The sequence below is a fragment of the Campylobacter concisus genome (assembly GCF_002912425.1).
GTDB classification, from domain to species: domain Bacteria; phylum Campylobacterota; class Campylobacteria; order Campylobacterales; family Campylobacteraceae; genus Campylobacter_A; species Campylobacter_A concisus_AH.
The window spans coordinates 29,012-52,714 of the sequence record NZ_POYR01000164.1; the positions used below are offsets into that span (position 1 = coordinate 29,012).

The 23,703-nt window shown below is 39.2% G+C and carries 23 protein-coding genes; 13 read left to right on the forward strand and 10 right to left on the reverse strand.

Annotation, left to right across the window (positions count from 1 at the left end; genetic code table 11):
- Positions 1 to 675: 675 nt before the first annotated feature.
- The 7 genes from CYP84_RS08845 to CYP84_RS08875 all read right to left on the reverse strand — a co-directional run bounded on the left by CYP84_RS08845 (position 676) and on the right by CYP84_RS08875 (position 7,151).
- Positions 676 to 1,128, reverse strand: a complete 453-nt coding sequence (locus tag CYP84_RS08845) for a hypothetical protein (protein ID WP_103637301.1) — start codon at positions 1,126 to 1,128, stop codon at positions 676 to 678.
- Positions 1,125 to 2,549: a Mur ligase family protein gene (locus tag CYP84_RS08850; RefSeq protein WP_103637302.1), complete on the reverse strand. Its 1,425-nt coding sequence runs from the start codon at positions 2,547 to 2,549 to the stop codon at positions 1,125 to 1,127. The genes CYP84_RS08845 and CYP84_RS08850 overlap by 4 nt, the downstream gene beginning before the upstream one ends.
- On the reverse strand, positions 2,546 to 3,331 hold the full coding sequence (locus tag CYP84_RS08855; RefSeq protein WP_103557995.1) for an alpha/beta fold hydrolase: 786 nt from the start codon (positions 3,329 to 3,331) through the stop codon (positions 2,546 to 2,548). The genes CYP84_RS08850 and CYP84_RS08855 overlap by 4 nt, the downstream gene beginning before the upstream one ends.
- Positions 3,321 to 3,551: a type II toxin-antitoxin system Phd/YefM family antitoxin gene (locus CYP84_RS08860; protein ID WP_002942153.1), complete on the reverse strand. Its 231-nt coding sequence runs from the start codon at positions 3,549 to 3,551 to the stop codon at positions 3,321 to 3,323. The genes CYP84_RS08855 and CYP84_RS08860 overlap by 11 nt, the downstream gene beginning before the upstream one ends.
- A 62-nt stretch (positions 3,552 to 3,613) precedes the next feature.
- A complete protein-coding gene (locus tag CYP84_RS08865; RefSeq protein WP_103557996.1) occupies positions 3,614 to 4,654 on the reverse strand; it encodes a D-alanine--D-alanine ligase in 1,041 nt (346 codons plus the stop codon).
- Between the two features lie 11 nt (positions 4,655 to 4,665).
- A complete protein-coding gene (gene ruvA, locus CYP84_RS08870; protein WP_103637303.1) occupies positions 4,666 to 5,220 on the reverse strand; it encodes a Holliday junction branch migration protein RuvA in 555 nt (184 codons plus the stop codon).
- On the reverse strand, positions 5,220 to 7,151 hold the full coding sequence (locus tag CYP84_RS08875; RefSeq protein ID WP_103637304.1) for a flagellar assembly protein A: 1,932 nt from the start codon (positions 7,149 to 7,151) through the stop codon (positions 5,220 to 5,222). Before CYP84_RS08875 ends, ruvA begins: the two co-directional genes overlap by 1 nt.
- Before the next feature lie 122 nt (positions 7,152 to 7,273).
- Between CYP84_RS08875 and murJ the strand changes: the two genes are divergently transcribed.
- The 13 genes from murJ (at position 7,274) to CYP84_RS08940 (ending at position 20,934) form a co-directional block, all read left to right on the forward strand.
- A complete protein-coding gene (gene murJ, locus CYP84_RS08880; RefSeq protein WP_103637305.1) occupies positions 7,274 to 8,674 on the forward strand; it encodes a murein biosynthesis integral membrane protein MurJ in 1,401 nt (466 codons plus the stop codon).
- A complete protein-coding gene (gene cysS / locus CYP84_RS08885; RefSeq protein WP_103637306.1) occupies positions 8,661 to 10,055 on the forward strand; it encodes a cysteine--tRNA ligase in 1,395 nt (464 codons plus the stop codon). Before murJ ends, cysS begins: the two co-directional genes overlap by 14 nt.
- A complete protein-coding gene (locus tag CYP84_RS08890; protein WP_103637307.1) occupies positions 10,048 to 11,772 on the forward strand; it encodes an ABC transporter ATP-binding protein in 1,725 nt (574 codons plus the stop codon). The genes cysS and CYP84_RS08890 overlap by 8 nt, the downstream gene beginning before the upstream one ends.
- A gap of 52 nt (positions 11,773 to 11,824) precedes the next feature.
- Positions 11,825 to 12,898 (forward strand): quinone-dependent dihydroorotate dehydrogenase, encoded by a 1,074-nt coding sequence (locus tag CYP84_RS08895; protein WP_103637308.1) that lies wholly within the window; start codon positions 11,825 to 11,827, stop codon positions 12,896 to 12,898.
- 11 nt (positions 12,899 to 12,909) lie between these two features.
- Positions 12,910 to 14,151 (forward strand): M16 family metallopeptidase, encoded by a 1,242-nt coding sequence (locus CYP84_RS08900; protein ID WP_103637309.1) that lies wholly within the window; start codon positions 12,910 to 12,912, stop codon positions 14,149 to 14,151.
- Between the two features lie 26 nt (positions 14,152 to 14,177).
- The gene (gene dapA, locus CYP84_RS08905; RefSeq protein ID WP_051282761.1) at positions 14,178 to 15,047 is read left to right on the forward strand and encodes a 4-hydroxy-tetrahydrodipicolinate synthase; all 870 of its coding nucleotides are present in this window, start codon (positions 14,178 to 14,180) and stop codon (positions 15,045 to 15,047) included.
- The gene (locus tag CYP84_RS08910; protein WP_002942175.1) at positions 15,047 to 15,835 is read left to right on the forward strand and encodes an enoyl-ACP reductase; all 789 of its coding nucleotides are present in this window, start codon (positions 15,047 to 15,049) and stop codon (positions 15,833 to 15,835) included. Before dapA ends, CYP84_RS08910 begins: the two co-directional genes overlap by 1 nt.
- A 31-nt stretch (positions 15,836 to 15,866) precedes the next feature.
- Positions 15,867 to 16,412 carry a CDP-diacylglycerol--glycerol-3-phosphate 3-phosphatidyltransferase gene (gene pgsA / locus CYP84_RS08915; protein ID WP_103590285.1) on the forward strand — a complete coding sequence of 182 codons (546 nt, stop codon included), beginning with the start codon at positions 15,867 to 15,869 and terminating at the stop codon, positions 16,410 to 16,412.
- 2 nt (positions 16,413 to 16,414) lie between these two features.
- A complete protein-coding gene (locus CYP84_RS08920) occupies positions 16,415 to 17,311 on the forward strand; it encodes a hypothetical protein (RefSeq protein WP_103637310.1) in 897 nt (298 codons plus the stop codon).
- A 76-nt stretch (positions 17,312 to 17,387) separates the two neighbouring features.
- Positions 17,388 to 18,497, forward strand: coding sequence for an RIP metalloprotease RseP (gene rseP, locus CYP84_RS08925; protein WP_103637311.1), 1,110 nt, complete (start codon positions 17,388 to 17,390; stop codon positions 18,495 to 18,497).
- Positions 18,494 to 19,132: a YggS family pyridoxal phosphate-dependent enzyme gene (locus CYP84_RS08930; RefSeq protein ID WP_180996407.1), complete on the forward strand. Its 639-nt coding sequence runs from the start codon at positions 18,494 to 18,496 to the stop codon at positions 19,130 to 19,132. Before rseP ends, CYP84_RS08930 begins: the two co-directional genes overlap by 4 nt.
- A gap of 110 nt (positions 19,133 to 19,242) precedes the next feature.
- The gene (locus CYP84_RS08935) at positions 19,243 to 19,785 is read left to right on the forward strand and encodes a tetratricopeptide repeat protein (RefSeq protein WP_103574981.1); all 543 of its coding nucleotides are present in this window, start codon (positions 19,243 to 19,245) and stop codon (positions 19,783 to 19,785) included.
- A gap of 105 nt (positions 19,786 to 19,890) precedes the next feature.
- Positions 19,891 to 20,934: a Cj0814 family flagellar-dependent secreted protein gene (locus CYP84_RS08940; RefSeq protein ID WP_103637312.1), complete on the forward strand. Its 1,044-nt coding sequence runs from the start codon at positions 19,891 to 19,893 to the stop codon at positions 20,932 to 20,934.
- A gap of 35 nt (positions 20,935 to 20,969) precedes the next feature.
- Here the strand turns inward: CYP84_RS08940 and CYP84_RS08945 are convergent, their stop codons facing one another.
- From CYP84_RS08945 to CYP84_RS08955, 3 genes are all read right to left on the reverse strand, one after another.
- Positions 20,970 to 21,782 carry a cell surface protein gene (locus CYP84_RS08945; protein ID WP_103612073.1) on the reverse strand — a complete coding sequence of 271 codons (813 nt, stop codon included), beginning with the start codon at positions 21,780 to 21,782 and terminating at the stop codon, positions 20,970 to 20,972.
- A gap of 148 nt (positions 21,783 to 21,930) precedes the next feature.
- Complete coding sequence (locus CYP84_RS08950; protein ID WP_103637313.1) at positions 21,931 to 22,446, reverse strand: tetratricopeptide repeat protein; 516 nt, start codon at positions 22,444 to 22,446, stop codon at positions 21,931 to 21,933.
- Between the two features lie 217 nt (positions 22,447 to 22,663).
- A complete protein-coding gene (locus CYP84_RS08955; RefSeq protein WP_103612076.1) occupies positions 22,664 to 22,948 on the reverse strand; it encodes an SU10 major capsid protein in 285 nt (94 codons plus the stop codon).
- Positions 22,949 to 23,703: the final 755 nt, after the last annotated feature.

The window sequence follows — 23,703 nt, forward strand, 5'->3', positions numbered from 1 at the left end:
TTTGCAAAGCAAGTTGCCAAAGGATTTTACCACTCTGCTAAAAATGCTAAAAATTTTATTATAAAAGGCTTTATAAGCTGGTAGATAGCTATCTTAAATTTAAAGCCATCTATCTTTGTCTTTTTGGTATGGAGCTTCATCTTTGGTACGCTTGGCGTAAATCGCTTTATGACGGGACAAATTTAGCTTAAAGCCCAAGCAGGCAAACGCCTATACACTCTCAACTTTATTGGCTTGGAGTGCTAAAACTAGCCATTTTTAGCTCACGCCGTCCTTTTTATTTTCATAATCAGTGTGGCACTTGACGCAGTTACAAACATTATAAACGAATATCTGCAAAATGCCATTAGACTAATCAGAGTAAATACCTTTATAGCTGGTATCTTGAGCATTGTCATAACCATTTGATGATTGGCTATCTTTCTAGCCAGTAGCGCCGTGAGAAAGCAAAATTTAGAAAAATTTTAAAATCCACAAGCAAAGCAACCCCCAAAACTACTTTGTCTCGCGGTATAAATTTAACCCTGCTTATATAAAAAGTGCATAGTTTTGACGCAAGATGTGGCTTGTCTTTATGCCTATTTTGTATTAGCCGCTTTCAAAAAAGGCGGCAAATTTAAATTTGAAATTTTAAATTTGATGTGAAATTTAGCCTGCCCGCAAAGTTAAATTTGACTATTTTTTTGCCTTTTGCTCTTCTAAATTTTCCATAGTCTTATTTGCCTCTTGCTCTTTAAACTCTTCAAAAAGCTCGTCATATCTAGCTTTGGCGTTTTCGTAAACACCAGATGGCAAGGTGATGTTTAGATCGTCTCTTAGGCTTATGACGTCATCGCAGGCGTTTTGATAGCCAAGGTCGCAGCTTTTCATAAAATAGCTCACTCCAAGCTCGATATTTGAGTGCTTTTTTAGATCACTATCCATCTGCTCGTTTATCTCTTCATTTACAAACATATCGCCCAAAGCTTCGCACGAAAGCACATCTTTTTGCTCGCAACCATCGTAAAAAATTTCATACGCAGTTGCGTAGTCTCCGGCGCTTCTAGCCTCATTGCCCCTGTCGTAGTCATCGATGTCAAAGCCTGAGGCTAAGCTTAAGATTAGAGCTAAAAAAACTATCTTTTTCATATAAAGCTCGGTGCGTCGTTTGAAAATAGTATAAGATCGCCAGCATGCGTGTTTTGGGCTAAAATTTCTTGCATTTTGTTCTTGTCCTTTAGGATGATGATCTTTGGCTTTACGATATGTTTTAGCAGAGTTTGGGCGTTTAGCGAGCTTGTGATGATGACTAGGTCAAAAATTTCATTTATCACCTTGGCTAAATTTGCATTTTGCTCTGCATCGCTCTCGACGATACCAGGCGTTAGCAGCACTTTTCTGCCAGCGTAAGTACTTACAAGCTCATAGCTTGCGCTCATGCCTGAGAAATTCCCATTAAAGCTATCATCGATTATTAGCTTGCCGCCAGCCTCGATCTTGCTTAGGCGGTGCTCGACGTTTTTCATCTTAGATAGCGCACTATTTATCGCCTCATCGCTCATTTTTAGGTATCTTGCCACCTTGATGCAAACGGCTAAATTTGTAGCGTTAAATTTGCCAAGTAGTGGCGAGGCGTAGTTTTCACCATCAAGCGTAAATGAAATTCCATCTAAATTTGCATTTATATCTTTTAAATTTTCATCGTAAATTTCCACATTTTCGCTTGCCTCTTTTTTTGTCGAGCTATGTAAAAATGCCATTTGTAAGCGAGCGCTTTGCAACGCCTCGAGCTTTGTCGCGCGGATATTATCAAGCGTTTTAAAGTACTCTATGTGCTGAGCGCCGATCTCGCCAACGATGACGATTTGCGGATTTAGAAATTTAGTGATCTCTAGGATGTCGCCCTTTAGCCTAGCGCCTGCTTCTGCGATGTAAATTTGCGTTTGCTCGCTTAAATTTTCATTGATATCTTTGATGATACCAGCCATTGTATTTACGCTGCGAGGCGTTTTATAACAGGCAAAGCTATCTTTTAAAATTTCAAATAAGAAATTTTTGATGCTCGTTTTGCCGTAGCTTGCTGTGATCAAAATGATCTTTAGCTCTTTGTTTGCGCCTAGTTTTTTAAGCGCCTTGTTTTTAAAGCCTTGAAATTTGATTTTTTCTAAAATTTCACTAAAAAATAGGCTCACGACCAAGACAAAAAGCGGCATAGGAGCCAAAAACGCCTTGTGGATGATGAAATTTAAAGCGTAATTTAAGATGATGGCGCAAGCAAGGATCACAAAAAAGTGCTTGATCCTACCAGTAAAGACTAGCTTTTTATCAAGTTTTTTATGCCACAGATAAAGAGCTGGCAAAAGCGCAAAGTAAAAGTAGATAAAAAACCACTTGCCAGTCGTGTAAAATAGCACCAGCGGCACGATGAAGAAAAAGACATGCCAAGCGGGCTTTGTGAAGTGAAAGAGCACGCGCTCAGGCCTATATGAAAACCACTGAAAGCAAGTGATCACATAAAAAGCAAGTGCAAAGATAAATAAAACTGTGCTTAGACTTAAAAATATACTCATCTTATCTCCTCGATCCCGCTCTCATCGTCATCTAGCACGACATTTTTTGCTTCATTTGGCTCAAAATTTATCCCTTTTTCTATCTCATCACTTATAAATTTAGCGTGGAGCAAAAAGAAAAAATGATCGCCACTAAGTGGGAAAAATGAGCTATTTTTGATAAGCCTATCTATGCTCTCGCCGCTTGTTACAGGCGTTGCCTTGTCATTTTCTCCCCAAAATATAAAAGCCCTGCCCCCAAAGTCAGCAAAATGCTTTGTAAAATCCTCATCAACGACGTTTTTTAGGGTTTCATACATAACTCTACTCATACCGCTCACATCTTTTGTGGCAAAGAGTTTATAAAATTTACCAAAGCCAAATATCTTTAAAATTTTAAAAATTGCTATCTTTGCTCGCACGATAAATGGCTTTTTGACGACTATACCAGCAGAGCTTAAAAGCACTAGATATGGTGGTTTTAGAAGTGTTGCGACCTTACCACCAAAGCTGTGTCCTGCGATGATGTCTGGTTTTATGCCAAGCTCGTCACAGAAATTTGCAATGATTTTTGCGTAGTCACTTGTTTTTAAAGGCTTAAAAATGGAGCTTTTGCCAAAGCCTGGCATGTCGATATATACGTGACAAAACTCGCTTAGATATGAGCCAAAAGCCTTTTTCATTATCTCTTTGTTTGCGCCCCAGCCGTGCAAGAAGAGCACTACTTTTTTGCATTTTGGATTTACTACTTCGTAGCTGATCTCGTACTCGTCTGAGCCGTATTTGACTGCCCTACTCGCCATCGTTTTCTCTCTTTTTAGCAGCGTAAATGCTCTCAAGCACGCTTACAGCTTCGCAAAGGCGCTCATACTCCTCCATATTTAAAAGGACTGCTTCAAATTTATTGTTTTTAACGATGACAGCGCGCTTTAGCTCGCTAGCTCCCACACGTGAAAGCACTGAGCTAAAATTTCTAACAACCTCGGTTGCTGTATAAATTTCATCTTTTGTAAAAGTTACCATTGTCACTCTTTATGTAAAATTTTACGTAAAATATCACAAACTACTTTATATATCGCTAAATACTAGAGCTTGCCGCTACCTTTTACCGAAGTGATAGAGTTTATAAATTTATAATCAATCTTTATCTCACGCTCTTTTGGAAGTGAGTTTGCAAGGGCATTTAGCGTGCTCTCAAAGTCCTCAAATAGATAGTTTGCAAGGCTGCCTGGGTTTGGATTGATCTCATTTAGATAGACCTCGTCATCTATCACGAAAAAGTCGCATCTAATGATCGCTCCGTCAAATCCACAATCATAAATTTTAGAAAAGTTAAATTTAAGCTTTTGTTTTAGCTCTTCAGAAATTTCTGCCTCTTTTACCTTGTTTTCATTTGAAAAACTTAGATATTTTTGCTCGTAGTCAAGAAATTCTTTCTTTTTTGGCTCTTCGACGATAGAAAATTTGATCTTTCCATCGATCCTGCAGCCAGCTAAGTTATACTCTTTGACGCCTTTTATAAAGGGCTCTACTAAAACATCTTTGTCAAATTCAAACGCCACGTCTTTTGCGTAGGCAAGCTCACTATCATCATGCACGACGCTCACGCCGATGCTGCTGCCTAGCCTTGCTGGCTTTAATATAATAGGATAGTGAAATTTTGGCTCACTTTGACGAGTTAGCATCTCATAGTCAAGCGCCTTTACACCAGCCTTTTGTGCTAGAAATTTAGTAAGCTCTTTGTTGTAGCTAAGCGCGCTTGCTTCAAGCCTTGGACCTATATATTTGACCCCGTAAAAGTCAAAAAGTGCCGCTATCTTGCCATCTTCTCCGTCCATGCCGTGGATCAAATTTATAACGACATCACATTCAACTTTATTTGCGCCAAAAAGTGAGTGCGCATAAAAGCCGCCCTTTGCTAAAGATAGCTTCTTTGAGCTTTTGTATTTGCCAGAGCTAAAGAAATTTGCCCTCATATCTTTTTGCTCGATCAGGTAAAAGTCCCTGTTTGCATCGCAAAATATAAATTTCAGCTCCTGTTTTAGGACGTTTTTTAAAACTATCGCGCTTACTATGCTTATCTCATGCTCAAAACTCTTTGCCCCAAATATCACGCCTAAATTCATCTTTTTTATCCTTATCCTAGTTTTTTAAGTGCCTCTTTTATAAGATCGCTCGTGTTTTCACTCTTACAATCAGGCAAAATTTTTACTATCTTCTCACGCTTAAAGCCAAGCGCCTCAAGTGCCAAAAGTGCCTCATTTTGGTAGCTTGGCACGCTCTCGTCGTTTATTAGTTTTGCATCACTTAGCTCGGCTATTATGCGCCTAGCTGTCTTTGGTCCGATGCCTGGCACGCTTTTAAAAGTGTCTGCGTCGCCGCTTATTATGGCGTTTGTAAATGCCTGCGAGCTAAGGCTTGAGCAAACCGCCATCGCTGTGCTAGCCCCTATCCCATTTAGCTTGATAAGCATCTCAAACATCTTTTGCTCGTTTGCGTCTAAAAAGCCGTAGAGTAAATTTGCGTCCTCTCTTATGATCTGCGTTATGGCAAGCTCGACTTTTTCGCCTTTACTAAGTTTTGCTGAGCAAAAAAGCGAGATGAAAATCCCATAACTTACGCCGCTATTTGTCTTAAGTATGGCAAATGCAGGCTCTTTTTTTGTAACGACGCCTTCGATTGCTTTTATCATCATTTAACCTTTTGTTCCATGAAATTTATATCCGCGTAGTCTTCAAGTTTGTTTGACTTTTTGATCTTGTATTCGACCTCGCCGCCGTTATCAAATTTATCTAGCGTGATGACGTGAGCGGTCTCGTTTTGCTTCGAGACGTAGGTGACATTTTGCGGAGGATCGACGATGACAAATCTTATCTCATTTAGCTCGATCCAGTTGCCTCTGTTTATCACTTTGGCTGAGAATATGCCATTTTGCATGATCTCAAGCTCATCTTTTAGATCAGCCAAAAGCTCTTTTTTCTCTTTAAATATCCCAAGCAATGTGTTATACTCATTAACTAGCCCTTGATACTCTTTTAGCTTTTTCATGAACGTAACTGGCGGTATCACCTTTGCCTTTGAGAGCTCCTCGATCTTAGCTTTTATTGTGTAGATCGAGTCTTTGTTCTCGTTGATGACATTTTTCTTGCTCTCTATGTTTTTTAGAAGCGTAGCTAGCTCAGACTTGGTGCTTTCGATCTTACTTAGCTGGTCTTGCGTAGCCTCCGCACTCTCAGGCATCTTGCTAGCGTCAATGATAAATTTATTATCAGTGCCTCTTAGATATCTAACGTCGATTAAGTGCGAGGCTGTGATGGTGCAGTTTGAGCCAAGCGTGTCTATCTGGATGTTTTGAGCTGTTATAGAGCCACCAACTACGCTATTAATTTTTACTCTTTTTGCTATGACAGTGCCACCTTCAAGCCTATCTATCTCGACGCTTTCAGCCTCTACCTTGCCGATGTGGATAGAAATTTTGGCATGTTTGGCGTAAATTTTAGCCTTTTGGTGAGTTTGACCGCCGATATTTACATCATTTGCCTTGACCATCGCATTTGCGCCGACGTTTCCTTTTACCTCGATCTCATCAGCCTCCACGATGATGCCAGTGCCGATAGCGTCTTTGATCGTATCAGTTTCGCGAACTACTAATGTGACGTTTGTGTCTGTGCCTGCTTGGATCGAGCCAGTCGTTTTAAAATTTGCTTCATTTATCTCTATGCGCTCTTCAATGTCAAAAGAGCCGTTTTTCTCGACCACGTAGCCCGCTTTTTTAGCGATATATTTTATGCTCTCGTCATTTTCTACGCGCTCGATATTTTCGCTTATGCTTATCTCTTTTTCGCTCTCTTCTTTTGGCTTTGCAACCTCTATAAGTTTGCCTCTTACATCACGTCCATTTGCGCCCTCGTGTGACTTTTTCTCCTCCATTATCACTTCATCTTTTGCCACGCCAAAGACAAAGCCCCTATCAGCGTAATCAACCTTATCCTCGTCTTTTAACCCATCAAGCTTATCTTTGTAGTAGTAGATGATCTTAGCATCGATCGCTTTTTTAGGGTTGATGCCTTGGGTTAAATTTAGCGTGTAGTCCTTGTCAAGCTCGCCTTTTACGTGGATGATCGAAGCGATTTGCTTTAGCTCCTCTTTTAGCTTGCCGATCCTTATGCCTATTAAAATTTGAGCTTTCATAAGCTGCTTTGCGATGTATTCATAAAGCTTATCTTCGTAGTGTTGCTCGTATTCGCACTCTTTGCTCGCTCTAACCTTTGCGATGACCTTTGTGATGGTTGAATTTACGCCGATGTCGATCTTTGGGAGCTTTGGCGTGGCATTTAGCCTCACGTCAAAAAACTCCACGTCATAGACCTGCTCGATCTCTAGCGTCTCGTCAAGATAAAATGTGTTGTCATCAAAAAAGCTTAAATTTTCTTCAGGGACAAAAACTGGCTCGACGTTGTCTTTATTTTTGTAGTAAGTTAAGATATTTGAGAGTTTGTAATCTATAAATTCTACCGGCACGCTATATTGTTTGCTTAACTCTTTAAGCGATAAATAAGGTGTTGAAGTTTGAATTTGCGTTGGCGGTAAAAATCTCTCGTTTTCTTGCACGTTCTCGCTCAAATTTGATCCATTTCACATAAAATTTTGGCTCTTATTATCTCTAAAACTTTATTAAATTTGGGTTATGTAAGCTTTAAAGCATCTTTTGTTACTATTGCGTTTTTAAATTTACTAGGTGGGCGATGTTTATAAAAGGCTTTTTTTCAAACTCAGTTGGCATCATGACTTCAAGGATTTTAGGGCTTATAAGAGATCTTTTAACGGCTTCTATCCTTGGTGCTGGCATATTTAGCGACCTCTTTTTTATAGCTTTTAAGATACCAAATTTGTTTCGCCGTATCTTTGGTGAGGGTGCCTTTACGCAGGCATTTTTGCCAAATTTTGCAAATAGCAAGAAAAAAGCGATCTTTCAAGCGGAAATTTTCATCAAATTTCTACTTTTTATAGGCGTTTTGACGCTTCTTGTAAATTTATTTACGCCCTACTTTATAAAGATCATCGCAAGCGGTTTAAGCGAGCAAAATATCACAGACGCGGTGCCGCTCGTGCGTATAAATTTTTACTATCTAGCCCTTGTTTATATCGTCACTTTCATGGGTGCGCTGCTTCAGTATAAAGGGCACTTTGCAACGACTGCGTTTTCTACTGCGCTGCTAAATTTAGCCATGATCGCTTCACTACTTTTAGCTCGTGGCAAGAGCGAGAGCGTGGTAGCACTTTATCTTAGCTTTGGCGTCGTTGCAGGCGGCATTTTGCAGGTTTTAGTGCATCTAATCGCTATGAAATTTAACGCCTTAAATAAAATTTTTTGGGGTGGTCTAAGTGGATATTTTAAGGGCAAAAGAGCGCAGAGCAAAGGCTTTTTTATAAATTTTTATCACGGCTTACTTGGCTCAAGTGCGATGCAGATAAGCGCATTTATGGACACTTGGCTAGCTAGCTTTTTGGTAAGTGGCTCGATAAGCTACCTTTTTTATGCAAATAGAATTTTTCAGCTCCCACTTGCCATCTTTGCGATCGCGCTATCTCAGGCACTCTTTCCAAAGATCACCAGACTTTTAAAGCAAAAAGACGAGGCAAACGCCCTAGTTTGGACGAAAAAGAGCTTTTACCTGCTACTTTGCGCCCTGCTAGCAGCCACGATCACAGGCGTTGTGCTAAGCGAATTTATCATTTGGCTCTTGTTTGAGAGAGGAAATTTCGTAAGGGCAAACACCATTGAGTGCGCCAAGGTGCTAAGTGCTTATTTGGTGGGGCTTACGCCATTTGGACTGGCTAAAATTTTCTCACTTTGGCTCTATGCAAATATGAAGCAAAAAGAGGCAGCCAAAATTTCTATCATCTGCCTTGTGATAAATTTGATCCTAGCAGTCATTTTGATGCAGAAATTTGGAGCAGCTGGCCTTGCATTTGCAAGCTCGCTTGGGGGATTTTTGCAGCTTATTTTATATATAAGAGCCTTTGGAGCTAAGCGATTTTTAGCTATAATCGAGCCTAAATTTATAGCCGCTATCGCTGTTGCGGCGGTTTTGCTCTATTTTGGTTTAACATTTTTAAAGGATATATTTAATGCGAATTTTTGATACTTCTAAAAGAGAAAAGGTTGAGTTTAGCCCTATTAAAGATGGCGAAGTTAGCATCTATCTGTGCGGTCCAACAGTCTATGACGACGCGCATTTGGGACATGCAAAGTCAGCCGTTAGCTTTGATCTTTTAAGAAGGATCTTAAAAGCACTTGGCTACAAGGTCAAATTTGCAAGAAACTACACCGATATCGACGATAAAATTTTAAATAAAATGGCGCAAACCGGACAAAGCCTAGAGGAGATCACAAATAAATATATAGCACACTACGAAAGCGACATGGGCGCTTTAAACGTGCTTGATCCAGACTTTAAACCAAAGGCTACGCAGTGCTTGGAGGCGATCATCAGCTACATCAAGGTGCTTATGGATAGAGGCGTGGCGTATAAAACGTGCGATGGAATTTACTTTGACACGAGCAAGGATAGTGGCTATTTTAGCATTAGCGGCAAGGATAACAACACCGATCTAATCGCACGCGTAGTATGTTTTTGCGAGAAAAGAGATGAAAAAGACTTTGTGCTTTGGAAATTTGACGAGAAATGGTACGAGAGCCCATTTGGCAAGGGTCGCCCTGGCTGGCACACTGAGTGTGTGGCGATGATAAGGGAGTTTTTAAGCGATAAAAAGAACGAGGAATTTGAGATCGACATCCACGCTGGCGGTATCGACCTGCTCTTTCCGCACCACGAAAATGAGGCAAGCCAGTGCAGATGCGCTTATCATAAAAATTTGAGCAAATACTGGATGCACAACGGATTTATAAAAGTAAATAACGAAAAGATGAGCAAGAGCCTAAACAACAGCTTTTTCGTAAAGGACGCCCTAAAAAACGTTCATGGCGAAGTGCTTAGATATTACTTGCTTACGAGCCATTATAGGGCTCACTTTAACTATTCAGATGAAGATCTAGTAGCTTCAAAGAAGAGGCTTGATAAAATTTACCGCCTCAAAAAAAGAGTTGATGGCGTGCAAGCAGGCATGGCAAATGAGAACTTTAAAAATGAGCTACTTGAAGCACTAAGCGATGATCTAAACGCTTCAAAAGCGCTTGCAAGTGTCGATGAGTTTGTAAAAACGGCCAATGAAAGACTTGATAACAACCCAAAAGATAAAGCATATAAGGCCGAAGTGGTGGCAAATTTAGAGCTTATAGGTGAAATTTTAGGCATTGCTATCACAAACTATGTGGAGTATTTTCAGTTTGGTGTAAGTGACGAGCAAAAAGAGCATATCCAAAAACTGCTTGATGAGCGCGCGGTAGCTAAAAAAGAGAGAAATTTCGCAAGGGCTGATGAGATAAGAGATGAGCTAGCAAAAATAAATATCTCTATCATGGACACACCAAATGGCGCAGTTTGGGAGAGAAATAATGAATAATTTTGGCTTAAAAGATGTGCTAAAGCGCTTTGGTCCATATTTTAAAGACTATATCCCACACTTTATTTTTGCCATCATCGGCATGGGGCTTGCCAGTGGTGGAACGGCGGTAAGTGCCTATCTGGTAGAGCCTGTGCTAAATAAAATTTTCGTTGAGAAAAACGAAAAGTTGCTCTACATCTTGCCTTGCGCCATCATCGCGATCTATGTGATAAAAAACATCGGAACCTTCATGCAGGCCTATTTTACGGCATATATCGGGCAAGATACGATTAGGAGATTTCGCGAAAAGATGGTTGCAAACCTTTTAAATTTAGATATGGATTTTTTCAATGAATTTAGAACCGGCGAGCTAATCAGTAGAACGACAAACGACATCGACCGCATAAGATCGATAGTCTCAAGCATCATACCTGAGCTAACAAGAGAGTCAGTCACCATTATAGGACTTCTTTGTGTTGTTGTTTATCAAAGTCCAAAGCTGGCGTTTTTCGCCCTTGTCGTCATGCCAGTGGCGATCTATCCGATCTCACGCCTTGCTAAAAGGATGAAGAAAATTTCAAAACAGTCGCAAGAAAAAACATCAGACATCACCTCTGCGCTTAGTGAAATTTTTACAAATATCGAGATAATCAAAGCAAATAACGCCCAAGAATACGAGCATTCACGCTTTGTTGATGAAAATAACAAATTTTTTAGGCTAAATTTAAAAAGCGTCAAGATCGAGCAGCTAGTAAGCCCACTAATGGAGACCATAGGCTCAATAGGCGTGGCAGCGGTCATAATAATAGGTGGTAAAGACGTCATCGACGGGCATATAAATATGGGCGCATTCTTTTCATTTTTAACAGCGCTTTTCATGCTCTACACCCCGCTAAAACGCATCGTAAATATCTATAATAAGATGCAAGACGCCATCGCAGCAAGCGAGAGGACGTTTTTCTTGATGGATAAAGTAAGCCAGATAAAAGATGGCCAAAAAGAGCTAAACGAAGAGATAAATTTGATCAAATTTAACGATGTCCGCCTAAGCTACGGCGACAAAGAGGTCTTAAAAGGGATAAATTTAGAGGCAAATAAGTCAGAATTTATAGCCCTTGTTGGCTCAAGCGGCGGCGGAAAAAGCTCGCTTATGAATTTGCTTATGAGATTTTACGACGTAAATGGCGGAGAAATTTTGATAAATGGCATAAATTTAAAAGATATCAAAATTCGCTCACTTCGCCAAAATATCGGCCTTGTAACCCAGCGTGTCTATATCTTTAACGACACAGTTGCTAAAAACGTAGCTTACGGCAGAGAATTTAACGAAGATGCCGTTATAAACGCACTAAAACTAGCCAATGCCTATGAGTTTGTAAGCAAGCTTGATAACGGCATAAACACTATCTTAAATGAATTTGGCACCAACCTCTCAGGCGGTCAAAGACAGCGCATCGCCATAGCTAGAGCACTTTATCAAAATCCACAAATCCTCATCTTTGACGAGGCTACCTCTGCACTTGATAACGAGAGCGAAAAAGAGATCACAAAAGCGATAAATAATCTAAGAAGTAAAAAGATCATCTTCGTCATCGCTCACCGCTTAAGCACGGTTGAAAATGCCGATAAGATCGCAGTTTTGAGTGATGGCAAGATCATTGATAGTGGAAGCGACGAGGAGCTTAGCAAGAGAAATGAAATTTATGCAAAACTTAAGGGCAAAGCCTTAGTTTAAGGCGATTTTTGCTAAGATTTGCAGAAATTTTAGGCATTTTAAAGAGGTTAAAATGAGCTTAAACTACAATACTTTAAAATCTATATTTTTCAAATTTGATCCTGAAACTGCCCACAAGATCGCTGAAGTAGCGATGGTTGGGGCAAATAAAATCTTCCCTGGCTCGCTAAGCTTTTTAGCGCACAAATGCGTGGTCGATGACAACGCGCTAAAACAAAATTTATTCTCAAACACCTATCACAACCCAGTTGGCATAGCTGGCGGCTTTGATAAAAACGCCACGATGTTTGAGGCGCTTACGGCTCTTGGTTTTGGACATTTAGAATTTGGCACTTTTACACCAAAACCACAACCTGGCAACACAAAACCAAGACTTTTTAGGCTCATAGACGAAGAGAGCATCCAAAATGCGATGGGCTTTAACAATGAAGGCTGCGAAGCTATCAAAAATAGAGTAAAAAAGATCTATCCTTTTACCATACCGATCTGGGCAAACATCGGTAAAAACAAGGTTACACCAAACGAAGATGCGATAAAAGACTATGAAATTTTAGTAAGAGAATTTAGTGAAATTTGCGACACATTTGTCATAAACGTCTCATCTCCAAACACGCCAAATTTAAGAGCGCTGCAAGATGAGAGCTTTATAAAAGAGCTTTTTAGCGTCATTTTGCCACTTACTAAAAAGCCGATCATCTTTAAGATAGCTCCCGATATGAGCCACGAAGATGCGATCAAACTTTGTAGCTGCGCGGTAGAAAACGGCGCTAGTGGTGTGCTCGTTTCAAACACAAGCGTTGATTATTCGCTCTCTCACTCGTCAAATTTAAAGGATTTTGGCGGACTAAGTGGCAAAGTGATCGCCAAAAAGTCAAAAGATATCTTTAAAGCCGTGGCTGATGAGCTTTATGGCAAGACGACGCTTATCGCGTGTGGCGGCATAGATAGCGGTGCAGAGGCTTATGAGCGCATAAAAATGGGAGCAAATTTGGTCCAAATTTTTACAAGCTTCATCTTCAAAGGGCCGATGATCGCAAGAGATATAAATTTAGAAATTTTAGAGCTTTTAAAAAGAGATGGCTTTGCCTCTATCAGTGAAGCAGTCGGCGCAAATGTTAAAAAATAGAGGGCAAGAGATTGATAAAATTTAATAAATTTAAACTAGAAAATGGACTTGAAATTTATCATGTGCCAGTAAATCCTGGCTCAAAAGTGATAAGCGTCGATGTCTTTTATAAAGTTGGCTCCAGAAACGAAGTGATGGGCAAAAGCGGCATTGCTCACATGCTAGAGCATCTAAATTTCAAATCAACCAAAAATTTACGAGCTGGGGAGTTTGACGAGATCGTAAAGGGCTTTGGCGGCGTAAATAACGCAAGCACGGGCTTTGACTACACTCACTACTTTATAAAAGCCTCAAATGAAAATTTAGACAAAACGCTTGGACTTTTTGCCGAGCTTATGAAAAATTTAAGCCTAAAAGATAAAGAATTTCAGCCAGAGCGCGAGGTGGTGCACGAAGAGCGCAGGTGGCGAACAGACAACAACCCTATGGGATACCTCTACTTTAGGCTCTACAACTACGCATTTATCTACCACCCATACCACTGGACGCCAATAGGCTTCATAAAAGATATCGAAAACTGGAAGATCGCTGATATAAAAGAATTTCACGCTACATACTATCAGCCAAAAAACGCCATTTTGATGATAAGTGGCGACATCGGCAAGGACGAGGCATTTAAGCTAGCTAAGAAAAACTTTAGCAGCATAAAAAATAAAAGAGCCATACCAAAACTACACTGCAAAGAGCCTGAGCAAGACGGCGCAAGAAGGGCTATCATCTACAAAGATAGCCAAACGCAAATGCTAGCTATCGCTTATAAGATCCCAGACTTTAGACACGCTGATCAAGTGGGGCTAAATGCAATAAGCGAATATCTAGCCACTGGCAAAAGCTCTATCTTGCAGCAGCGCCTAGTCGATGAGCTAATGCTTGTAAATCAAATTTACGCTTACAATATGAGCTGCGTTGATGAAAATTTATTTATATTTTTAGCAGTTTGCAACCCAGATGTCGAGGCTAGCGCGGTTGAGGCTGAAATTTTAAAAATCATAGATGATCTAAAGGGAAAGCCAATCGACAAAGAGGATGTTTTAAGAGTTAAAAATTTGATAAAAACTGATTTTATCTACTCATTTGAGAGCGCGAGCAAGGTGGCAAATTTATATGGCTCATACCTTGCTAGAGGCGACATAAAGCCACTTTACGAGCTTGAGAAAAATATAGATAAGATAGATGCTAAGCTTTTAAAAGAGATAGCAAATAGATATTTCAATGAAAAAACTAGCACGACAATAATCTTAAAAAAGGAATAGACGTGAAAAATTCGCTTCAAGGTGCGATGACAGCACTAGTTACGCCATTTAAAAATCAAAAAATAGACGAAGTCAGTTTTGAAAAACTGATAAAAAGACAGATAAAAAACGGCATAGACGTCGTTGTGCCAGTTGGAACAACTGGTGAGAGCGCGACTCTAACGCATGATGAGCATAGAATTTGCATCGAGATCGCAGTAGATGCATGTAAAGGCACAGATGTCAAGGTACTCGCTGGAGCTGGTAGCAACGCCACTCACGAGGCCATCGATATCGCTAAATTTGCCCAAGCTCACGGTGCTCACGGCATCTTATCAGTCGCTCCTTACTACAACAAACCAACACAAGAAGGGCTTTACGAGCACTACAAAGCTATCGCAAACAGCATAGAAATTCCAGTGCTTCTTTACAACGTCCCAGGCAGAGTTGGCGTAGATATCTTGCCAGCGACCGTTTTTAGACTTTTTAAAGATTGTAAAAATATTTTTGGCATCAAAGAAGCAACAGGCAGCATCGATAGATGTGTCGATCTGCTAGCTCACGAGCCTGATTTAGTAGTCATCAGCGGCGAAGATGCGATAAACTACCCTATCCTATCATACGGTGGCAAGGGCGTCATCTCGGTCACTGCAAACCTCTTGCCAGATCAAATTTCACAGCTTACTCACCTTGCGATGAATGAAGAATACAAAAAAGCAAAACTGATAAATGACAACCTCTATACGATAAACAAAACGCTCTTTTGCGAAAGCAACCCGATACCGATCAAAGCGGCGATGTATCTAGCTGGGCTAATCGACACTTTGGAGTACCGCTTGCCACTTTGCAAACCGAGCAAAGAAAATTTCAAAAAGATTGAAGAAGTTATTAAAAATTACGAAATAAAGGGATTTTAATGAAGGACACACTAAACGAATTTAAAGGTAAAACGCTAGTCATCAGCGGCGGCACTAGAGGCATCGGCAGAGCCATAGTCGAAGAATTTGCAAAAGCTGGCGTAAATATAGCTTTTACCTACAACTCAAACGAGGAGCTTGCCAAAGAGCAGGCAAAAGAGCTTGAGGCTACCTACAAGATAAAAGCTAGAGCCTACGCGCTAAACATCCTTGAGCCAGAGACCTATAAGGAGCTATTTTTAAAGATAGATGAGGACTTTGACAGGGTTGATTTTTTCATCTCAAACGCTATCATCTCAGGTCGCGCGGTGGCTGGCGGATACACCAAATTTATGAAGCTAAAACCAAGAGGTATAAATAATATCTTCACAGCAACTGTAAATGCCTTTGTCGTGGGCGCACAAGAGGCTGCAAAACGCATGGAAAAAGTGGGTGGTGGCAGTATCATTAGCCTAAGTTCGACTGGAAATTTGGTCTATATCGAAAACTACGCAGGCCACGGCACAGCAAAAGCAGCCGTTGAAGCGATGGCAAGATACGCTGCGACCGAGCTTGGTGAGAAAAACATCCGCGTAAATGTCGTAAGCGGCGGCCCTATCGAGACAGATGCACTAAGAGCCTTTACCAACTACGAAGAGGTGCGCGATATGACGGCAAAGCTTAGCCCACTAAACCGCATGGGACAGCCTGCTGATCTAGCTGGGGCGTGTCTATTTTTATGCTCATCTAAGGCTAGCTGGGTGACTGGACATACATTTATAATAGATGGTGGCACGACTTTTAAATGAGAGCTAAATTTCTAGGCATAAAGGCATATTTGTGAGCTTAAATTTACCAAATTCACTGGCATTTTTTAGAATATTGCTAGCTCCGCTTATGTTTTTTATGCTCGTAAATGCGCCAGGAATTTTTACGCAAATTCATATAAGCTGGATAAACTACTTCGCAGCTCTTATCTTTGTGATCGCCTCGGTCACTGACTTTTTTGACGGCTACATCGCTAGAAGCTGGGATCAAAAGACCAAACTTGGCGCGATCCTTGACCCACTAGCTGATAAGATGCTGATCTTAGCTGCATTTTTGGGTCTTATGATGCTTGGCAGAGCGAGCGCTTGGGCAGTTTATCTTATCTTGGTAAGAGAGTTTTTTATAACTGGCTTTCGTGTCGTGATGGCAAGTGACGGCGTCGAGGTCGCTGCTTCGATGGCTGGCAAGGTCAAAACCGTTTCGCAGATGTTTGCGGTCGGATTTTTACTGATGAGCTGGCCTGGTGGCGAGCTTTTGCTCTGGATCGCTGTTGCGCTTACCCTTTATTCTGGGTTTGAATACATTTTTGCCTACGTAAAAGCGATGAAAAAGAGTTAAATTTGAGCTACGACTTGCAAGAGATTATTTTAAAGGGTACTGCAAATTTAGAGCCAACCCTACAAAAACAAGCGAAAAAACTAAATCAAAAGATCATCAACACAAATTTTTATCACGATGCTAAAAATTTAGAAAAGATCGGCAGCGTGATAAGCCCCGAGCTAAATGAATTTTTATTAAGCTGCGCTTTAGAATATAACAAAACCCATGCAGATAAATTTGATACGTTTGATAACGACGTAGAGACTTTGCGTGGCATTTGGAGCGCGATGAGCTTTTCAAAAAGCCCTGAAATTTTAGACTATCTAAGCACGCAGGTCACTCGCTCGGTATCGCACCGCTCGTTTGCGCACAGATATATCTTTGAAATTTTACGCTTGCAAGAGAGAGCCGGCCGTTCACATCCGCTACTTGCCAAGCTTTATGACTATTATGGTGACTTGCAGGCAAAACTGCCTATATATGAGCTTTTGCGCCGTATAGGCGTGAGCCCTGCTGATCCTTATGATTTTGACATCTCGCTAAATGCTGTAAATTTTGGCTACTGGTTTAGTAATCAAGGCTTAAGCGATGATGAGCTAGCCGGTAAATTTCACTTAGAAATTCGCCTTTTTGCGCCATTTGTGTATGATCACACATTTGAGATAGAGCTTAGAAACGACGCTGTGCCAAGGGCTAGAATAAATTTTAACGATGATGGCATGAGCTTTTTACAAGAGCTGCCAAAAGATATTTTGCCCTGCCCTGATATTTTAAATTTAAAGCCATTTGTTGATCAAGCAAAGTCACGTTTTAATGTGAAATTTGACCTAGACGATAAAGATAAAACTTATTTTAGTCTCAGCAAAGGGCTAAATAGAGCCAAAACACTCTCTTGGCTAAGAGAAATTTTCGCCTAGATGGCAAGCCAAATTTGAGAGTAAATTTATAAACTTTGGCTAAAATCTCATCAATTTTTTCAAAAAAAGGTAAGTTTTGAAAGGCATTCTCTTCACGCTAGCCCTGCTTTGCCTTGGGCTTTATGCGTATTCGTTTTATTTTTTAGTGACCGTTTTAGCCATTAGTTTTCTCATATTTTTCCATGAGCTTGGCCACTTTTTAGCAGCAAGAATGCTCGGCGTCAAAGTAAATACCTTTAGCATCGGCTTTGGCGAGAAAATTTACACCAAAAATGTTGGCGGCACCGACTACTGCCTAAGCGCTATCCCGCTTGGCGGATACGTGCAGCTAAAAGGGCAAGACGACACCGACCCAAAGGCCAAAAACTACGACGCTGATAGCTACAACGTACTAAGTCCCATAAAGCGCATCTACATCCTCTTTGCAGGACCATTTTTTAACTTTATCTTGGCATTTTTCATATACATTTTGCTTGGATTTATCGGTGTTGAAAGACTTGCGCCAAGTGTCGGACACATAGCAGAAAGCTCGGCAGCTGCAAGCGCTGGCATAGCAATAAACGATAAAATTTTAGAGATAAATGGCGTAAAAATAAACGAGTGGGACGAGATCAGCAAAAATGTAAAGCTTGAACCTAGCGCCATTTTGATAGATCGCAACGGCTCGCAAATGACTATAAATTTAACACCAAAGATAGGTGAAACGATAAATTTATTTAATGAAAAGGTGCAGCGCCCACTTATCGGCATCCAGCCTAGTGGCGAAGTGGTGAAAATTTATCACACAGGTTTAGAGAGCCTAAAATTTGCCTTTGGCGAGACGATCGAGGCTTCAAAGCTCATCTTTAAAAGCTTTGAAAAGCTAGTCGTTGGAGCTGTGCCACTAAAAGAGGTCGGAGGCATCGTTCAGATCGCCGATGTCACTTCAAAGGCCGCTAAGATCAGCCTTAGCGTTCTTCTAACCATCGTGGCGCTCATCTCTGTAAATTTAGGCGTGCTAAACCTCTTTCCTATCCCTGCGCTTGATGGTGGGCACATTTTATTTAACATTTATGAACTAATTTTTAGACGCGAGATAAATGAGCGAGTGCTTGTTACGCTTACCTACTGCGGCTGGGCGCTGCTGCTTGGCATAATGGTGCTCGCGACCTTTAATGACATTATGAGATTAAGCGGAGGTTTATGATGATAGTTTTAAAAGATCTACTTGAAAAGATAGAAAATTTAAGCAAAGACGTGACGCTGATAGCCGTTAGTAAAAATGTGACATGCACTGAAGTGAGGGAGCTTTACGCACAAGGGCAGAGAAATTTTGGCGAAAACAGAGTCCAGGAGCTAGCCAAAAAAGAGCAAGAGCTTCAAAATTTCACTGACATCAAATGGCACATGATAGGGCGTTTGCAAAACAATAAAATCAATCAAATGATAAGCCTAAAACCAGTGCTTTGGCAAAGCTGTGATAGCTTCGAAAGAGCCCTAGAGGTCGATAAAAGGCTTAGCTACAAGCTAGACACCCTACTTCAGATAAACTCGGCCGATGAAGATACAAAGCAAGGTGTGAGCGTCGCAAATGCGGCTGAAATTTATGAGCGCATCCAAAGCAAGTGCAAAAATATAAATTTAAAAGGCGTGATGAGCATCGGAGCGCATGTGGATGAGCCAAAAGAGGTGCAAAAGAGCTTTGAGCTAACATATAAAATTTATGAGAGCCTAAAGCCAAAAGGCGCAACTATCTGCTCGATGGGCATGAGTAGTGACTTCGAGCTAGCGATAAAATGTGGCTCAAACATGATCCGCCTTGGGACAATGCTATACTTATAAATTTGTCCTCCTTGGGGCAAATTTACCTTTCTACTCCTTTTTAAATTTTAATCTAAGTTATATGATTTTATAATGCAGTTAAATAAATTTTTAACGATAAAGGAGTAAATGTGTTTAAAAATTTTATTCTAACTGCTGTTGCGATCTTGTTTATCTCGGGTTGCGGTAGAGCTGAAAAGATAGCTAGGATCGAGCAAAAATGCGCAAATAATGAAGCTGTTTGGTGTTTAAAGCTTGGTAAAACATACGCCAGAAGAGACATCAACAAAGGTGTCATGTACTATCAAAAAGCTTGTGATCTAGGCGATAAAAGGGGTTGCTATAGACTTGCGGTTTTACTAAACTCAAAATCAATCAACTCAAAAAAAGACAATGAAACGATCGTAAAATCACTAACCAAATCATGCGATCTTGGCACGCCAAAAGCTTGCTTTGAGCTTGGCGAATACTATGAAGATGACCCAAAAATGCAAGGCAAAGCAAATGAGCTATTTGTAAAATCATGTGAGCAAAGATTTGGTTTTGCTTGCTATAAGTTAGCTGACTTTTACGGCGAGAAAAATGATGCTGCCACTCAAAAAAGCTACCTAGAGCTAGCGTGCAAATACCGCTATAAAGTAGCTTGTGAAGAAGTAGCCGAAGACAAAAAATAAATAACATTTTTTATGGGGAGGACATATCTCCCCACATTTTCTTAAACTCAAATTTTACTGGAACACCTTTTGCTTTAAAATATACAAGAAGCTAGGAGGCAAACCATGAATGATATTAGCATCTTAAGCACAAATGTAAATTCATACACTAAGCAACAGCACAAACAAGATAGATCTGTAAATTTTAGTGATATTTTGAAGCAAAATGTTAAAGAAAAGATTAGCGAGCCAAGCCAAGAACCAGCTAAATTTACTTATACCTCTTCTTCACAAAATAGCCTCGCCTCTTTAAATTTTAATGACCTTCAAGCTTATGGTTACACAGTAGATAAAGCTGGCTTTATGGGAGCTGATTTTAATAAGGCTGCAGGTTTGCCAAAGGACTTTAAAATCCACAAAAGCACACTTGATGAGATAGTTAGATACAACAACAAAACATATCTCTTCACACAAGATAAAAGAAAGGCTGCCTTTGAAAAGATAGATGTAGCTGATACCACAAAGCACTACTATAAACTTTTTAAAAGCATTGTGAGCGACGAGAAAGATAGATATAATGAAGCTGATCTAGCAAATTTACCAAAAGGCTTTAGCTTGGATACTAACCAAAAAACCTTTGGTAAAAATGCAAATTTCTTAAAAGATGTGAGCCTGATATCTGTTACAAATGTATATAAAACATTTGATCAATTTAACGATGCAAAGAGCGTTAGAGATGAGCTCAGAGGCTTTAGAGTAAGCCACGAGGTCTATGAGCTAAATTTTAGCAAAGAGCATCTTGACGCAAGAGCCAGTGATGAATATATATTTAACCCTGATATGTCGGTATATCAAGCAAATGATACTTATAGCAATGCTGGCGTGTTTGTGGGATTTTTAAAGAGTTTTAGCCCTATCGCTAGTGATAGTGGCGAGACGAAGCTTAGCGTGGAGGCAAGCTCTTACTCAAAGCTAATGAATGAGCAAAGCTTGGCTGATGATATAGTGCCTCTCTCAAGGCTTTTGAAAAATGAGAAGATGATCAAATTTATCTTAGAAGAGCTACTAAAAATAAATTTGCTCACTTCAAAAGATGGCAAAAGTGCTGGTGAGATAGTAGATAGCGTGCTAACTCATGCCACAAAGCTTCAAAATGAGACAAAAGTTTAAATAGATAAATTTAAAAGGTGGCTATCCTTAACCAGTTAAGCCATCTTATTTAAAATTTGCTTCTTGTCTATCTTTTGCATAAGCTCTAAGACGTCTATGCCTCTTTTTTCTTTGAAATTTAAAAGCTCTCTTGTATAGAGAAATTTTTGATCCTTGTTTATATCATAAGTCTCATACTTCTTCTTAATCTGCATAGGTTTAAATTTTTTCTCAGCCTGCTCTTTAGCGAAATTTGCATTGTATTCTTGTTCTTCTTTGTGTAGTTTAGCCAGAAATTCTTTATGCTCTTTTGTAGTTTTTTCTACGTCTTCTCTATAAAGCTTTTTAAACTCTTCTATACTTAGATCAGCTCTAACAAACAAAGCAGCACCATCATTACTCATCATCGTATCTTCAGAAAATGAATTTACAAAAGCTTCTAGTTCCGCCTCCTCTTCTGCTGTGCCAAGACCAACCATTTTACCAACTATCGTTGGTTTGCCGTCTATAGAGTTTGTAAGCAACCAGTCCATGTAATCTTGGAGTTCGCGAACTCTAAATTCTTCCATATTTTCTGGTTCTCTTTTTGCTGATAAAGCTCGTCTTTCTTGAATGGTGTAATCAGACAGCATATTATCAATTCGATTTATAGTATCTGCTATCCAGCCCTCTTTGCTTTTGTCTATATCTATAAATTCTTTTATAGTTTCGCTCCATGGTTTAAAAAGATTCTTTGAGTAGTCAAATTTTTCTTCGGTAGCGTTTTTGTCTTGCTTGCCTTTTTTGGCTACATTTTCTATTGTATTTTCTTTTTGAATAGTGTTATCTTGTATCGGTGTGTTGCTAAGTCCGTTTATGCTAGTTATCATTTTCAATTCCTTTGAAAGTAATGGCCTACAATAAAATTTGTAGGCTACTTAAATTTTTACCAACCGCCTAGGTCAGATTTCATTCTTCTTTTAAAAGTGTCTCGTAATTGTCTAACAACAGAAAAGAACATCTCATGCTAATTAATTTTTAATAGCCTTTTTCATTTAGCATTCTGTAATTATCACATCCTAACTGAAGTCCTAAATCACAAGCCTTGCCACAGTATTGTTTTGCAGTGGAAAAATTCTGCCTTACACCTTGACCGTTGTGATATAAAGCCCCTAAATTATAGCAACCCATAGCATTTCCACTATCACAAGCTTTTTGATAAAGCTGGGTTGCTTTTTGGTAATTCTGCCTTACACCTTGACCGTTTCCGTATAAAACCCCTAAACTATAGCAACCCATAGCATTTCCACTATCACAAGCTTTTTTAAGCAGTTCAGTAGCTTTTTGGTAATCTTGTTTTACACCTTGACCGTTTAAGTATAAAAACCCTAAGGTAAAGCAACCCATAGTCTCTCCACTATCACAAGCTTTTTGATAAAGCTCAGCAGCTTTTTGGTAGTCACCTTTATCGTAAGCTTCGTCTCCCAATTCAGTAAGATCTTTGGAAAATCCAATAGAGAATAAAACTACAAGTAAAACTAAAATTCTTTTCATTTTTTACCTCCTTAATGTAAACTATATAGACGATATTTTGTCTTTCTTAAACTTAAATTATTATTAATTATCTATTTATTTTTATGATAAAATATCATATATAAACTTACCTATCATTTCCTATACTTTTTTCCTATACTTTTCTAAAAAATAAACTCTGGTTTTGGTTTATATTTTTTTAGGAGAAATGGGTCAAATTTCAAACATAAATTTACTCCTAAACTCTCGTATCTACCTTTTTATAAAGCCTATCTTTGCTAGATAGTTCCTTAAATTTGAGGTCGTTTTCAAGGTAAGTGATGTTGTAAATTTCTTTGGTGGTGATGCTTTTACCATTTTCAAGTCCGATCAGGAATTTGCTTGTAAATTTATCAGAGAGGTTTTTTATGAGCTTATACTCTTTTGCTCTTTTAGCTGTCTCACGCTCTAACTCTTTACCGCCATAAGTTGCCACTGCTTGCATACTTTTTGAAACGCTAACGTTTGAAGTGAAAATTTGCACCGCATTTGAAGTCTTTTACACACTTGATTTAATCTGATCGTCAAAGTCAGAAATCTCTAGTCATACATTTTTCTTTGTGATGTCTAAACTATCAGTTGAAAAGACGCACACTAATTGCAGTGCCGATAAGTTTAAGTGCAAGCATCTTTTTAGCAGCTACTAAAATTTTGAGTTTTTTTGGTAAAAATATAATTACTTTTCACACCTGACTAATTTTATTAATCTATTAACTGCTTTAACTTTTACATCCTTGTTCAATAGTACTTTTTTAAATAAGCCTACCTTACTAATTGCTTGTATCTATTACATCAAGCAGCTTAAATTTTGTACTTTCAAACTTCATAGCTATTTTAAAAAAATATTGTTAGAATCCTAAAAACTTTTTATATCAAATTTTAGTATATGTTCTAGAACTTTAATCCAAGGCAAATAATTAAATATGCCTCTTTTCTAGCCTAAACAATTGTATCTCGATCTTTGATTTTGTTCTTTGCTTTTCAAGCAAAGGATCATATTATCATTAAGTAAAATTCAGTCTAAAGATTTTAAAAACTAGCATAAAAACAAACATAAAAGCCTTACTACACCTAATCAATAAAAGCCAATTAAAAAGAAATAAGAAAATAAAAAACTACTATTTTACACTTAGACAAGAAGTAACACTAATAAAAACTAGTATTAAATAATATAAGAATTAAAGCAGATTAAGCAAAGCCCGCAACGACCTACTTTTCCAACATCCCAGTAAGGGAGAG